Origin of the sequence: Streptomyces zaehneri (genome assembly GCF_032248645.1) — a bacterium.
Lineage (GTDB): Bacteria > Actinomycetota > Actinomycetes > Streptomycetales > Streptomycetaceae > Streptomyces > Streptomyces coriariae.
In genome coordinates, this window is the sequence record NZ_JASTTJ010000008.1 from 67,534 (window position 1) to 81,072 (window position 13,539).

Annotated in this window: 14 protein-coding genes and 1 tRNA gene; 12 read left to right on the forward strand and 3 right to left on the reverse strand. The window is 71.1% G+C overall.

Annotation, left to right across the window (positions count from 1 at the left end):
• Nucleotides 1-90: 90 nt before the first annotated feature.
• Nucleotides 91-1,491, reverse strand: a complete 1,401-nt coding sequence (locus QQM72_RS15450; protein ID WP_314221448.1) for a polysaccharide pyruvyl transferase family protein — start codon at nt 1,489-1,491, stop codon at nt 91-93.
• Between the two features lie 237 nt (nt 1,492-1,728).
• Between QQM72_RS15450 and proB the strand changes: the two genes are divergently transcribed.
• From proB to QQM72_RS15475, 5 genes are all read left to right on the forward strand, one after another.
• Nucleotides 1,729-2,835, forward strand: coding sequence for a glutamate 5-kinase (proB, locus tag QQM72_RS15455; protein WP_314221449.1), 1,107 nt, complete (start codon nt 1,729-1,731; stop codon nt 2,833-2,835).
• 123 nt (nt 2,836-2,958) lie between these two features.
• On the forward strand, nt 2,959-3,516 hold the full coding sequence (locus tag QQM72_RS15460) for a hypothetical protein (protein ID WP_314221450.1): 558 nt from the start codon (nt 2,959-2,961) through the stop codon (nt 3,514-3,516).
• A 95-nt stretch (nt 3,517-3,611) separates the two neighbouring features.
• Nucleotides 3,612-4,898 (forward strand): glutamate-5-semialdehyde dehydrogenase, encoded by a 1,287-nt coding sequence (locus QQM72_RS15465; RefSeq protein WP_314221451.1) that lies wholly within the window; start codon nt 3,612-3,614, stop codon nt 4,896-4,898.
• A 95-nt stretch (nt 4,899-4,993) separates the two neighbouring features.
• A complete protein-coding gene (locus QQM72_RS15470; protein WP_449657429.1) occupies nt 4,994-5,578 on the forward strand; it encodes an SCO2584 family spore wall biosynthesis protein in 585 nt (194 codons plus the stop codon).
• Nucleotides 5,579-5,644: 66 nt separating this feature from the next.
• Nucleotides 5,645-6,715 (forward strand): SCO2583 family membrane protein, encoded by a 1,071-nt coding sequence (locus QQM72_RS15475; RefSeq protein WP_314221453.1) that lies wholly within the window; start codon nt 5,645-5,647, stop codon nt 6,713-6,715.
• 37 nt (nt 6,716-6,752) lie between these two features.
• Here QQM72_RS15475 and QQM72_RS15480 read toward each other — a convergent pair whose 3' ends face one another.
• Nucleotides 6,753-7,904: a M48 family metalloprotease gene (locus tag QQM72_RS15480; RefSeq protein ID WP_399077458.1), complete on the reverse strand. Its 1,152-nt coding sequence runs from the start codon at nt 7,902-7,904 to the stop codon at nt 6,753-6,755.
• A 154-nt stretch (nt 7,905-8,058) separates the two neighbouring features.
• On the opposite strand from QQM72_RS15480, the gene QQM72_RS15485 reads away from it, so the two are divergent.
• From QQM72_RS15485 to QQM72_RS15515, 7 genes are all read left to right on the forward strand, one after another.
• Nucleotides 8,059-8,214 (forward strand): hypothetical protein, encoded by a 156-nt coding sequence (locus tag QQM72_RS15485; RefSeq protein ID WP_199825130.1) that lies wholly within the window; start codon nt 8,059-8,061, stop codon nt 8,212-8,214.
• Between the two features lie 109 nt (nt 8,215-8,323).
• Nucleotides 8,324-8,488, forward strand: a complete 165-nt coding sequence (locus QQM72_RS15490) for a hypothetical protein (protein WP_020127785.1) — start codon at nt 8,324-8,326, stop codon at nt 8,486-8,488.
• Between the two features lie 97 nt (nt 8,489-8,585).
• Nucleotides 8,586-9,212 (forward strand): nicotinate-nucleotide adenylyltransferase, encoded by a 627-nt coding sequence (gene nadD / locus QQM72_RS15495; protein ID WP_314221455.1) that lies wholly within the window; start codon nt 8,586-8,588, stop codon nt 9,210-9,212.
• Nucleotides 9,213-9,228: 16 nt separating this feature from the next.
• Nucleotides 9,229-11,055 carry an LCP family protein gene (locus QQM72_RS15500; protein WP_314221456.1) on the forward strand — a complete coding sequence of 609 codons (1,827 nt, stop codon included), beginning with the start codon at nt 9,229-9,231 and terminating at the stop codon, nt 11,053-11,055.
• Nucleotides 11,056-11,176: 121 nt separating this feature from the next.
• Nucleotides 11,177-11,629 carry a ribosome silencing factor gene (gene rsfS / locus QQM72_RS15505; RefSeq protein WP_314221457.1) on the forward strand — a complete coding sequence of 151 codons (453 nt, stop codon included), beginning with the start codon at nt 11,177-11,179 and terminating at the stop codon, nt 11,627-11,629.
• On the forward strand, nt 11,626-12,300 hold the full coding sequence (locus QQM72_RS15510; protein WP_314221458.1) for a histidine phosphatase family protein: 675 nt from the start codon (nt 11,626-11,628) through the stop codon (nt 12,298-12,300). The genes rsfS and QQM72_RS15510 overlap by 4 nt, the downstream gene beginning before the upstream one ends.
• 92 nt (nt 12,301-12,392) lie before the next feature.
• Nucleotides 12,393-12,465 (forward strand) — tRNA-Ala (locus QQM72_RS15515).
• 90 nt (nt 12,466-12,555) lie between these two features.
• On the opposite strand, the gene QQM72_RS15520 is transcribed toward QQM72_RS15515, so the two are convergent.
• On the reverse strand, nt 12,556-13,494 hold the full coding sequence (locus QQM72_RS15520; RefSeq protein WP_399077329.1) for an MmyB family transcriptional regulator: 939 nt from the start codon (nt 13,492-13,494) through the stop codon (nt 12,556-12,558).
• Between the last annotated feature and the right edge of the window lie 45 nt (nt 13,495-13,539).

The window sequence follows — 13,539 nt, forward strand, 5'->3', positions numbered from 1 at the left end:
GTTCCGCCGTGCCGTGGCGCCGTCCGGTCAGGTGCCGTCCGTCCGTGTTGCCGCCCGGCAGTGGTGTCGCCCGGTCCTGCTCGGCGGGGCCTACTTGCTCGGCTTCAGCGCGCGGCGCAGCGGGCGGCCCACGGCGCGCTTCGCGCGACGGTAGATCGACGGGGCGGGGATGACCGCGGCGGCCTTGGCCGCGGCCTTCGCGCCGGGCCGGTTCTTCGCCAGGTCCCGCTGCAACTGGGCGTTGTGGGTGTCCAGTTCGGTGATGCGCTGCTGGAGCCAGCCGAACCGGCCGGCCAGCGAGGCGAGGTCGGCGTCGTTCCAGGGGCGCACGCCCGGCGGGAAGGACAGCGAGCGCAGCTTCTTCTCGAAGGCCACGCCCCCGTCGCCGTGGGTGAAGGTGTTCGGCAGCCCGTTCTTGTCCAGGAACGCCGTGAACCGGTCGAAGCGCTCCTTGTGGTTGCCGGTGAGCCCGCTGAAGTCGGCCTCCTCGTAGAGGTCGGCCGGGTCGAGGTCCGCGGGCACCTCGCTGAGCAGCCGGTGCGGTATCTCGAAGTAGCGGCACAGCTCCAGCGTGCGCGAGTCGAAGGCCAGCACCGTCGCGGGAGTGCCCGCCAGCAGTGCCGCGATGTTGCCGTGGATGCGCGAGCCGAACGAGTAGTCGAAGTCCCGCAGGTCGTCGATCCAGGTGATCGGGTCGATGTAGACCCGGGCCTTGTCCTCCCGGTACATCGGGTGGTCGGGGTGGGTCGGCATCTCGGTGATCCGGCCGGCCGCGGAGTCCACGTCCCGCCAGTGCAGCTGCCTGGCGTCGGTGAGGTTCTGGCCTATGTAGCGCAGGTTCGGGTAGCGCTCGTGCGTACGCGTGATGACCTTGTGCAGGCCGCCGCCGCGCACCGCGGTGTGCGAACCGTTGACGCCGATCCGCGACTCCGCGGTCAGCGTCGGCGTCTTCTTCTCGACGGGCAGCCGGTCGCCGTGCATGAACATCGACGGGCAGCCGATGACCTCGACGTCCCGGAAACCCATGTCGTTCAGGTACTGCTCGGTGAACTCGCCCCGCACGCCTATGGAGGCGCTGTGCTCCAGCACCGCCGCGCAGAAGGCGCGCACGCTGGCCTCCATGGGCTTCAGCCGAGCCGGGTCGTAGGTCACGCCGGTCTGCGCGCCGACACCCATCACCACTACCGGGATCTTCAGCTTCCCGATGAGCCTGGTCAGCCGCTGGAGCGGCTGCTCGAAGGTCGGCCGGAAGGCGTTGGCCAGGGGCACGACGAAGGCGTCGTACTCCTCGTTGATCCGGGCCGCCGCGCTCACGTCCGTGCGCATGCCGTTCGAGAAGACCTCGGAGTCCGGCGTGGTGAGGATCTTGTGTGCGGCATCACTGAAGATCAGGTTGCCGGAGTTGGTGGCGATCACGTCGCGGTGGAGGGCTTCCTCGACGGGGACGACGTCGAAGGGGCTCTTCCCCGATCTCAGGAGTATGCGCTTCACAGGGCGAACTGTAGGTGACACAAACTTCAAAATAAATTTGTGTTCTCTTCAAATCAGATGGGGAACCGGTACAACCTTTTTGCCGTACGCAAAGCGTGAGCGAACGGTTACGGCGGCGCGCTGTCCGCGAGCTGAAACTCCTGCGCGGCCTCCGCCCCTGTTCGCGTAGATTGCCAGGCGGGCAGCCGTCGACCTACGCGAGGGGCGAAGAACAAGGTGGCAGGGGCAAGGCAGGCCGTGAGCGAGGCCCGCAGGATCGTCGTCAAGGTCGGCTCCTCGTCGCTGACCACCGCCTCCGGCGGGCTCGACGCCGACCGGGTCGACGCGCTCGTCGACGTCCTCGCCAAGAGCCGCAGCGGGGGCGAGAAGGAGATCGTGCTCGTCTCCTCGGGCGCCATCGCCGCCGGCCTCGCCCCGCTGGGCCTGCGCCGCCGCCCCCGGGACCTGGCCCGACAGCAGGCCGCCGCGAGCGTCGGCCAGGGTCTGCTCGTCGCCCGCTACACCGCCTCCTTCGCCCGCTACGGCGTCCGCGTCGGCCAGGTGCTGCTGACCAGCGACGACATGAGCCGGCGGGCCCACCACCGCAACGCCTCCCGCACCCTCGACGAGCTGCTCGCGATGGGCGCGTTCCCGATCGTCAACGAGAACGACACCGTCGCCACCGACGAGATCCGCTTCGGCGACAACGACCGGCTCGCCGCCCTCGTCGCCCACCTCGTCCACGCCGACCTGCTGATCCTGCTGTCCGACGTCGACGGCGTGTACGACGGCGACCCCGGCAGGCCCGGCACCTCACGGATCGCCGAGGTGCGGCGCCCCGAGGACCTGGCGCACGTCGAGATCGGCAGCGCCGGCAAGGCGGGCGTCGGCACCGGTGGCATGGTCACCAAGGTCGAGGCCGCCCGGATCGCGGCCGCCGCCGGCATCCCGGTGGTCCTCACCAGCGCCGTCCACGCGGCCGACGCCTTCACCGGCGGGGACACCGGCACCTACTTCCACTCCACCGGCAAGCGCTCCGCCGACCGGCTGCTGTGGCTCCAGCACGCCTCCACCCCGCAGGGCTCGCTGACGCTGGACGACGGGGCGGTGCGCGCGGTCGTCGAGCGGCGCACCTCGCTGCTGCCGGCCGGGATCGCCGCCGTCGAGGGCGAGTTCAGCGCGGGTGACCCCGTCGAACTGCGCGACACCCGGGGCCGCGCGGTGGCCCGCGGTCTCGTCAACTTCGACGCCAAGGAGATCCCCCGGCTGATCGGCCGGTCGACCAGGGAACTGGCCCGTGAGCTGGGCGCGGAGTACGAGCGCGAGGTCGTCCACCGGGACGACCTGGTGCTCCTGCACCCGTAAACCCGCTCGAACGGTCCGTACCGGTGGGGGACGTTCCGTGAAACCGCCCCGCGGAGCCGTGCGGACTGCTCAACTTTGTTCCAGGGACAGATTCCGCACGAGCGCTGCGTAAAGGAGGCCGTCGTGAGACGAGTGCGCCCTGGGGTGGCAGCGACCCGTGGGAGTACCGGCGAAACCGGTTCGGCGGCGCCGCGTGCGGCCGGTCCGGCCTCGTCACGCGCCGCGAGTCCCGCGCCCTCGCGCGCGCCGGGCGAGGAGCGCGCCCTGACGAGCGTGGCGGCGGGCGACCGGTACCTGGCCCAGGAGGGCGCCGAGTCGAAGGGCGGGCAGCCCGTGGACCTCCCGCGGCTGTGGCATGTCACCCTCAGCGTCTCCGGCGAGGAGGCCCCGCTGAAGGAGGTCCGGCGCGCCCTCGAACAGCTCGCCCACGACCATCCCTTCCTCCTGACCAGCAGGTACGCGGGCGACCACGCCGAGATCCGGTACTGGGAGGAGGCCCGCGACCTGCACGACGCGGCCGCCGTCGCCCTGCGGCTGTGGGGCGAGCACCGCCAGACCGCCGGGCTGCCGCCCTGGGAGATCGTCGGCCTGGAGGTCATCGACCGCCAGACCTATCACCAGCGCATCGCGGAGGGCTACGGACCGGCCCCGGCGACCCCGGTCGGCGTCCACCCGTACTGAGTCCCTCGTCGGCGGGCCCCGGAGTGTTCCGGCGGCACATCTCGGGGTGTGGAACGAACGGTGGACCGGCCCGCGCGGCGCACTACCCTTCCCTTATGACCACGCTCTCGCCGTACGACTCCATGTCCCCGGTCACCCGCGCCGCCTACCGGGCCAAGGCGGCCGCCGCCGACCTCGCGCCGCTGCCCCGGGCCGCCAAGGACGACGCGCTGCTCGCCATCGCGGACGCGCTGGAGGTCCGTACGAGCGAAATCGTCGAGGCCAACGCGAAGGACATCGCCAAGGCCCGCGAGGCGGGCACCAGCGAGGCGATCGTGGACCGGCTGACCCTCACCCCGGAGCGGGTGCGGGCCATCGCCGCCGACGTCCGGGACGTCGTCGCGCTGCCCGACCCGGTCGGCGAGGTCGTCCGCGGTTCCACCCTCCCCAACGGCATCGACCTGCGCCAGGTCCGTGTCCCGCTCGGCGTCGTCGGCATCATCTACGAGGCCCGCCCGAACGTCACCGTGGACGCCGCCGCCCTGTGCCTGAAGGCCGGCAACGCGGTCCTGCTGCGCGGCTCGTCCTCCGCCTACGAGTCGAACACCGCCCTCGTCCGGGTGATCCGCGACGCTGTCGGCGGGGCCGGTCTGCCCGCCGACGCCGTGCAGCTGGTGCCCGGCGAGGGCCGCGACAGCGTGCGCGAGCTGATGCGGGCCCGCGGCCTGGTCGACGTCCTCATCCCGCGCGGCGGCGCCTCGCTCATCCGGACCGTGGTCACGGAGTCCACCGTCCCGGTCATCGAGACCGGCACCGGCAACTGCCACGTCTACGTCGACGCCCACGCCGACCTCGACATGGCGATCGACATCCTGATCAACTCCAAGGCGCACCGGGTCAGCGTCTGCAACGCCGCCGAGACCCTCCTGGTCCACCAGGACATCGCCCCCCGGTTCCTGCCGCGCGCCCTCGACGCCCTCGCGGAGGCGGGCGTGACCGTGCACGCCGACGAGCGCGTGCTGGCCTATGCCGAGGACTCCAAGGCGACCGTGGTCGAGGCCACGCCCGAGGACTGGGAGACGGAGTACCTCTCCTACGACATCGCCGCCGCCGTCGTCGACTCGCTGGACCGGGCCGTCGAGCACATCCGGCTGTGGACCTCCGGCCACACCGAGGCCATCGTCACCACCTCGCAGCAGGCCGCCCGCCGCTTCACCCAGTTGGTGGACTCCACCACGGTGGCCGTGAACGCCTCCACCCGCTTCACCGACGGCGGCCAGTTCGGCTTCGGTGCGGAGATCGGCATCTCCACCCAGAAGCTGCACGCCCGGGGCCCGATGGGCCTCCCGGAGCTGACCAGCACCAAGTACATCGTCACGGGCGACGGGCACGTACGGCGCTGAAACGCCCTTCGGGGCGGTCGTGAGAGGTGTCTCATCCGGCGGATGAATTTCCCTACCGACTGCCCAAATTGACCCCCCAGGTCTACTCTGGATTTGTGCCGGAGGACGTGGGGGGTACGCCGTTCCCTGACGGCTGGGAGCCCGACGACGACCACGACCGCGGGGTGTCGGACGAAGAGTTCGCCTCCGTGGTCTTCGACGAGGCGTTCGTCAAGGCGGCCGTGGTGCACGAGCCGACCGCCGTGGAGCGCCTCCTGGCCGCCGCGGAGGCGAGAGCCGAGGCCTCCGAGGCCGAGGCCCGCCGGGCCCGCGCCAGAGGCGACCACTACGACGATGCCTACGGTTCCGACGGACCCGGCGATTTCGGCCATGATCCCGATCTCGACGAGCTGGACGACGCCGACCTCCCCGAAGCGTGGGAGCGCCGCTACGGCGCCTCCGGGGCGTACGGCAGGCAGGTCCGCTGGCATCGCCCCGTCGCCTGGATGCTTGCCCTCGTCATGGGCGTCGGCATGGTCGCGCTGGCCTTCGCCGCGGTCTACCGGGGCGCCTCGTCGAGCAGCCGGGACCAGCTGCCCTCGCCCGCCACGACCGGTCTCGAACAGGGGAGCGTGCCGCCTCCCTCGGCGTCCACCCACTACTCCCGGCCACCTGTCTCGGCGGTTCCGCGCACGCCCTGAGCGTCTGTCAGAAGTTGCCGTGCGGCAGGGCGTTTACCTGAGGTCCGTGCGACCTACTCTGAAAGTATGGCCGGCCCTGGAGACCCACCGGAGGGGACACCCGAGGGCACTCCCGGAGGTGGAGAGGACGAGTACCGATCCGTCGTCTTCGACGAATCGTTCGTCCGTGCTGCCCGCATCCAGGAGTACTCCGCGCAGGAGCGCATGGCCGACCACGCGCCCGCCGTCCGTCGCCGGCCGCCCCGGCGCCGGGGCCTGTCGCGGCAGGTCCTGATCCTGGTCATGCTGATCGCCGTCGCTTTCGGGACGGCCATCTACATGGGCGTACGCAACCCCTACCAGAGCTCCGTGGCCCGTCGGTCCGTCGAGCCCCTGCGGATGACCGTGATCCCGCTCTCCCCACAGGGCGTCGTGCCCGGCGCGGCCGACCCCGAGTCGCTGTTCGCGCACAGTCCCGCCGCGCAGTTCCGGATCGGCGCCGAGGGCATCCCGCTGCCCGCCTCGCGGCGCACCGCGCACTTCTCCGACAGCCAGGTCGTCACGGCCCTGACCGCGGCCAAGGAGTACATCGTGCACTCCTCCCTCTACCCGGAGGTGCTCACCCGGCAGCAGGTGCGGCCCGTGCGGGCCCTGGTCGCCGCCGAGCAGCTCGACCAGTTCGACGAGAGCTTCAGCCACCCGGCCGCCGACGGCCGGCACGCGCCGACCGGCTGGCTGGTCCGCTTCGACCCCGCCCAGGCCCAGCTGGCCGACAGCAACGTCCGCGTCCAGGGCACGCTCCAGGCCGCCGAGACCGACTCCGCGACCCTCGAGGTCACCGCGGACCACACCTTCGTGTACGCGCTGCGGCCGGCCGGCGCGGGCGCCGACACCGCGGCCTCCCTCTTCACCGTCCGCCGCGAGCTGCACTTCCGCTTCGACCGCACCGACCTGCGCACCCACCAGGTCCAGCTGATCGTGTCCTACGTCCAGGCGGGCCCGCTGTCCTGCGCCGAGGACTCCACGAACCACCTGCGTCCGCTGCTGGCCGGCCAGACCGCGAAGACGGGCGGCCCGGCCGGCACGGACCCCTACGCGACGGGCGGCGCGACGGCCCTGTGCGGGTCGCTCGCGACGAGCGCACAGCCGAGGGTGTGAACTCGCTCCGGGCATCCGCTCAGGGCCGTGCTTCGGATCAGTTGTCGGCGCGCGGAGGCGTGTCCGTAGTCCCGTCCCAGCCGTCCGAGCCGTTCGCTCCGCCCGAGCCGTTCCTCGGCGGCTGGTCCTCCGCCGGAGCCGAGCCCGCGAACCCGCCGAAGCCGCGCCGCACCCGGCCGCCCAGGTCGCCCGCCCCGCCCGCGATGTCGCTGACCAGCTTCATCAGCGGGTCCTTGGAGCTCTTGACGCTCGTCGCGTAGTGGCTCGCGGACTCGCGGAAGGAGTCCGTGACCGAGGTGTCCTTGTCCTCGGTGCGCCGCGGGTAGTGGCCGTCCATGATCCGCTGGTGGTCGCGGGACTCGGCCCACTTCTTCAGCTCGGCCGCGCGCACGGTGGTGAAGGGGTGCGTGCGGGGCAGCACGTTGAGGATCTTCAGAACGGAGTCGCGCAGGTCGCCGCCCGCCTCGTACTCCTCGGCCTGCTTCAGGAACGCGTCCACGTTCATCTCGTGCAGGTGGTTGCCGCCGGCGATCTTCATCAGGCCGCGCATCGAGGCCCGCAGGTCCTGGCCGACGAGAAGACCCGCCCGGTCGGCGGACAGCTCCGACTTGCGGAACCACTCGCGCAGCGCCGTGACGATCGCCATGATCGCGAGGTTGCCCAGCGGGATCCACGCGATCCGGATCGCCAGGCTCGTCAGGAACAGCAGGATCGTGCGGTACACGGCGTGCCCGGACAGGGCGTGGCCCACCTCGTGGCCGACGACCGCGCGCATCTCCTCCTCGTCGAGCAACTCGACGAGCCCGGTGGTGACCACGATGACCGGCTCGTCCAGACCGATGCACATCGCGTTGGGCTGCGGGTCCTGGGTGACGTACATCGGCGGGACCTTCTCCAGGTCCAGGATGTAACAGGCGTCGCGCAGCATGTCGTTGAGGTGCGCGAACTGCTGGTCGGAGACCCGCACCGAGTCGGACAGGAACATCAGCCGCAGACTTCGCTCGGGCAACAGCCCGCTCAGCGCCTTGAACACGGTGTCGAAGCCGCTCAGCTTGCGCAGCGCCACCAGGGCGGAGCGGTCGGCCGGGTGCTCGTACGCACGGGAGGAGATTCCCGGGAAGCGCCTGCGCTGCCTGCTGGGCACGCTCTCGTGGCCGGTGTCGTTCTGCTCGTGGCCGTCGTCGGACATGTCTTCCCCCATGTGCGTCTGTGTGGCCGCTACCTGCTGTGTGGCCTCTGCCTGACCCTTTACGGACCCTTGTGCGGCCCTTTGCACCCCCGAAGCGGATCCCAGCCTAGGCGGAGTTACCGTGGACGGGCACTAGCCGAAGGAGTCCCGCCCCATGGAGCACCACCCCGCAGCCGCCTGGCTCACCGAAGCCGCCGCTCAGCAGCAGGGGGCGGGGAATCTGCTCCGCGTCGTACTGGTCGTGATGATCCTGGGCTGTGTGCTCACCGCGTGGTTCCTGCTGCGGGGCTACAAGCGGAAGGACGACTGAGCCGCCGGGAAGGTTCCCAATGGCGGAGTCGGCGTGATCGCCGCGCGAGGGCCCGCTTACCATGGGCCGACATCTTTATCCCGCCCTCACCGGATAGGTCCTGCCGAAGATGAGCCTTCACAGCACCGCTGCCCAGCTGGTCACCCTCGCCGCCGAGGGCGAGGAGCACGGTGGCAACCACGAGAGCCTCAGCCCGTACATCACCGGCGGCGCCGCTTTCCTCATCCTGCTGCTCCTGCTGTGGATCACCACCCGCTTCAACCGCGACCGCTGAGACACGACGTGTTCACCGACGGGCAGTCCGGCATACCGGGGCGCTCCGGGCATCCGCCGGCCGGGGCCCCGGGACCGGGCCGGTAGGGTCTGCACGCATGGGAGAGCAGGACATGCCTACCGGCCCGTCGAGCCCGGGAAAGCGCCGTCTCGGCGTCATGGGCGGAACGTTCGATCCGATCCACCACGGACACCTCGTGGCGGCCAGTGAGGTCGCCGCGCAGTTCCGCCTGGACGAGGTCGTGTTCGTCCCGACCGGCCAGCCGTGGCAGAAGAGCCATCGCAGTGTCTCCCCGGCCGAGGACCGCTACCTGATGACGGTCATCGCGACCGCCGAGAACCCGCAGTTCTCGGTGAGCCGTATCGACATCGACCGCGGTGGCCCCACGTACACCGTGGACACCCTGCGCGACCTCCGGTCCCTCAACCCCGAGAGCGACCTGTTCTTCATCACCGGCGCCGACGCCCTGGGTCAGATCCTGACCTGGCGGGACAGCGAGGAACTGTTCTCCCTCTCGCACTTCATCGGCGTCACCCGGCCGGGACACAACCTGACGGATCCCGGTCTGCCCGAAGGCGGTGTCTCGCTCGTCGAGGTGCCCGCGCTCGCCATCTCCTCCACAGACTGCCGTGCGAGAGTCGCCAAGGGCGACCCCGTCTGGTATCTGGTGCCGGACGGAGTCGTGCGCTACATCGACAAGCGCGAGCTGTACCGCGGCGAGTGAGCCGAGAGGGGTACCGGTGAACGACCGATACGACGCGGGGTACGGGGGCGACCAGTACGAGCTCGTCGGCTACGACGAGTTCGGGCAGCCCGTCTACCGGCAGGTCCCGGCGCGGCAGGTGCCGCAGCAGTCCTACGACCCGTACGGGCAGCAGGTTCCGCAGCAGGGGCAGCAGACGCAGCAGCCCCAGGGGCAGCAGGGGTACGGCTACGACCCCTACGCCACGGGCGGGCAGCAGCAGACGCCTGCCTACGACCCGTACGACACCGGGCAGCAGCCGCCCACGCCCGCGTACGACCCGTACGACACCGGCCGGCAGGCTCCCGGCGGCTACGACCCCTACGGCACCGCGACGCAGGCCCCGTACGACCCCTACGGGCAGACCGCCACCAGCGGACAGCAGCCCCGGGCCGAACAGCCCCGCGCCGCCGAGCAGACCGCCTACATCCCGCAGCAGGGCGGTCCGGTCGAGACCGGGGCAAAGGCCGAGGCCGAAACCGGCATCGACGCCGACGGACGCGGCGCGTCCGCAGCCCCCGGGCAGCCCCAACGGGACTACGAGACCGAGCAGTTCGCGTTCGTGGAGGAGCCCGACGGCGACTCCGAGGACGTCATCGACTGGCTGAACTTCACCGAGAACCGCACCGAGCGCCGCGAGGAGGCCAAACGCCGCGCCCGCGGCCGACTCGTCGCCCTCGCCGTGGTCCTGGCGCTGGTCGCGGTCGGCGGAGTGGGCTACCTCTGGTACGCCGGGAAGCTGCCCGGCCTGTCGTCGTCCTCGGACTCCGGCACCGGCACCACGACCGCCACCGCGGCGCAGAAGCGTGACGTGGTCGTCGTCCACCTGCACAACACCACCGGCGGCGGCACCTCCACGGTGCTGCTGGTCGACAACACCACCACCAAACAGGCCGCCACGGTCCTGCTGCCCAACTCCCTCGTCGTCACGGACGAGGACGGCACCACGACGACCCTCGCCAAGTCCGTCGACGACGACGGCTCGGCCGGTACGCGCGACGCGCTGGACACCGTCCTCGGCACCGACATCGAGGGCACCTGGCGGCTGGACACGCCCTACCTCCAGAACCTCGTCGACCTCGTCGGCAACATCGACGTCGACACCGACGTCACCGTGCCCGACCCGGCCGCCAAGAAGGGCGGGGCGCCCCTCGTCAACAAGGGCGAGAAGCAGACCCTCAGCGGCAAGGCGGCCGTCGCCTATGCCACCTACCGCGCCCCGGGCGAGGCCCAGAACGCCCAGCTGGAGCGGTTCGGCCAGGTGATGCAGGGGGTCCTGCGCAAGGTGTCGTCCGACGCTCAGGGCGCCACCGTCACCGTCCAGACCCTGGCGCAGATCCTCGACCCCTCGCTGACCGACAAGGACCTCGGCACCTTCCTGGCCAAGCTCGCGGACCTCGCCAAGGGCGGCGACTACAAGACGGCGCTGCTGCCCGTGCAGACCGACGGCACCCTCAACGCGGAGGCCAGCGCGAGCGTCGTCAAGGACGTCCTCGGCGGCGCCGCGAAGAGCCCCGACAAGGACGCGGCCGTCAGTGTCTCCGTCCAGAACGCCAGCGGCACCAAGTCCAACACCGAGGACGCGCGCGTGGTGCTCCTGAACGGCGGTTTCACCTTCTCGGAGGCCGGCACCCCGTCGAGCACGAAGGCCACCTCGCAGGTGCTCTACGCGGACGCCGCCGGCAAGGAGAACGCCACCGAGGTCGCCAAGACCCTGGGACTCGACGCCGACGCGGTGAAGAAGGGCACGGTCTCCGCGAACGCCGACGTCGCGGTCGTCCTGGGCGAGGACTACCGGCCCTCGTCGGCCGGGTCGGCCGACTGAGAGCACGCGCGGGGGCCGGACCGAAGCGGCCCCCGCACGGGTGATCCCTCCATCACGTGGGGTGCCGTCGGCGGACCGTGAGACCCTTGGGGACAAGTGTCCGCCGACGGAAAGCCACGTAGTGACCGCCACCGACCGCTCCATCGAGCTCATCCAGACCGCCGCCCAGGCGGCTGCCGACAAGCTCGCGCACGACATCATCGCGTACGACGTCAGCGACGTGCTGTCGATCACGGACGCCTTCCTGCTGGCCTCCGCGCCCAACGACCGCCAGGTCAAGTCGATCGTCGACGAGATCGAAGAGCGCCTCAACAAGGAGCTCGGCGCCAAGCCGGTCCGCCGTGAGGGCGACCGCGACGCCCGCTGGATCCTGCTCGACTACGTCGACATCGTCGTCCACGTCCAGCAGAGCGAGGAGCGCGTCTTCTACGCTCTCGAGCGGCTCTGGAAGGACTGCCCCGAGCTGGATCTGCCCGCCGACGCCAAGGCGACCCGGGGCAAGGCCCAGGAGCACGCCAAGCTGCAGGCCGAGACCGGGGAGGACGACGCGGCCGGGTTCGGGGAGCTGCGGTGAGTGCCGCCGCGGAGGCCGCCGCCGACCGCAAGCCGGGCCGCGGCCGCCGGGTCATCCTGTGGCGGCACGGCCAGACCGCCTGGAACGTGGAGCGCCGCTTCCAGGGCACGACGGACGTGGAGCTGACGGAGACCGGCGTGGCCCAGGCCCGCCGCGCCGCCCGGCTGCTCGCCTCCCTCCGGCCCGACGCGATCGTCTCCTCGGACCTGTCGCGGGCCGCGAACACGGCCGCCGAGCTCGTCGCCCTCACCGGCCTTCAGGTGACCCACGACGAGGCCCTGCGCGAGACGTACGCGGGCCTCTGGCAGGGGCTGACGCACGACGAGATCATCGCCGGCCACGGCGACGAGTACGCCGCGTGGAAGCGCGGTGAGCCGGTCCGTCGAGGCGGCGGCGAACTGGAGTCGGAGGTCGCCGACCGTGCCGCTCCCGTGGTGCTGCGGCACGCCGAGAAGCTGCCCGAGGACGGCACGCTCGTCGTGGTCAGCCACGGCGGCACCATCCGTACCACCATCGGCCGTCTCCTCGGCCTGGACGCCCACCACTGGGAGGCCCTCGGCGGTCTCTCCAACTGCTGTTGGTCCGTACTCGGCGAGGGTGCTCGGGGCTGGCGCCTGCTCGAGCACAACGCCGGCACCCTGCCCGAGCCGGTGCTCGGCGACGACGACTGAGCGCCGTGCGGCCGCCGGGACCCGGATTTCACTTTCCGGCAGGTCGCAGGCTAAAGTTCTTCTTGTTCGCCCGCCGAGCGGGAAGAACGCAAGGGGCTATAGCTCAGTTGGTAGAGCGCCTGCATGGCATGCAGGAGGTCAGGAGTTCAATTCTCCTTAGCTCCACGGATCACCTGGTCTGTCGGTCGAAACTCTGTGGAGTTGTCAAAGATCGGTAGCGGCCGGTTGAGGTCTGTTCGCGAAGATCCCGTCCCCTCAGGGGGCGGGATTTTTCGTTGCTCCGCTCCGCAGCATGGCCGCGCGGCGCTCCGTCTCCTCGTCGTTGGGCGTGTACACGACGATCCGGCACTCCGGCATCCCGTTGATCGACAGGGACATCGACGTCATCCGCAGCTCGCCCACCGCCTCGTGCCGGAAGACCTTCACGCGGCGGCCCGGCTCCGCCACGTCACCGGACTCCCACAGCCGCGTGAACAGCGGGCTCGCCTGCGACAGCCGGCGTATGAAGTCCTCCCAGCCGGGCTCACCGGCGTGCAGCCCGTACGACGCCCGCAGGGTCGCCACCATCACCGGCAGCTCCTTGTCCCGGAACAGCAGCGGGCAGTCCTGCTCCCGGACCGTGAACAGCCGCCACAGCGCATTGTTCGGCCCCGGCGCACAGCCGTCCACCGGCGTGATGAAGAGGTCGTGGTAGACGGGGTTGGTGGCCAGGATGTCGTAGCGCGAGTTGTAGACCACCGCCGGTCGGGGCGCCAGGGCGTCGATGATGCCCTGGATCTCCGGACCCACGCTCTGCACCAGGGCTTCCGGCACGTACGCGTAGGGCACCTCAGCCAGGTGGTACAGATGCTCCCGCTCCGGCGGATCGAGCCGCAGGGTGCGCGCCACGGCGTCCAGGACCTGCGCCGAGGCGTTGATCGGCCGGCCCTGCTCCAGCCAGGTGTACCAGGTCACGCCCACGCCCGAGAGCTGCGCGACCTCCTCGCGGCGCAGTCCCGGAGTGCGGCGCCGCAGCCCCGGTGGCATCCCGACGTCACCCGGTGTCACCCGGGCCCGCCTGCTGCGCAGGAACGCGGCCAGCTCGGGCCGGCGTCGATGCGACGACCCCGGCGCGGGCCTCGGCGCCGGTCCCGGCGCTGTCTCCGTGCCTGTTCGCGTCACCGTCGTCACGTCCCCCGTCGTCACGTCCTCCATGGTCCCTCCCCCGTCCGTCCCCTGCCAGGTGCCGTCAGTACCAGC

Bases quoted from the DNA above. Each gene is read 5' to 3' on its own strand.
- QQM72_RS15490 (WP_020127785.1), top strand. From the start codon at position 8,324: ATGAGCCTTCACAGCACCGCTGCCCAGCTGGTCACCCTCGCCGCCGAG.
- QQM72_RS15465 (WP_314221451.1), top strand. From the start codon at position 3,612: ATGACCACGCTCTCGCCGTACGACTCCATGTCCCCGGTCACCCGCGCC.
- QQM72_RS15485 (WP_199825130.1), top strand. From the start codon at position 8,059: ATGGAGCACCACCCCGCAGCCGCCTGGCTCACCGAAGCCGCCGCTCAG.
- nadD (WP_314221455.1), top strand. From the start codon at position 8,586: ATGGGAGAGCAGGACATGCCTACCGGCCCGTCGAGCCCGGGAAAGCGC.
- QQM72_RS15520 (WP_399077329.1), bottom strand. From the start codon at position 13,494: ATGGAGGACGTGACGACGGGGGACGTGACGACGGTGACGCGAACAGGC.
- QQM72_RS15475 (WP_314221453.1), top strand. From the start codon at position 5,645: ATGGCCGGCCCTGGAGACCCACCGGAGGGGACACCCGAGGGCACTCCC.
- QQM72_RS15480 (WP_399077458.1), bottom strand. From the start codon at position 7,904: ATGTCCGACGACGGCCACGAGCAGAACGACACCGGCCACGAGAGCGTG.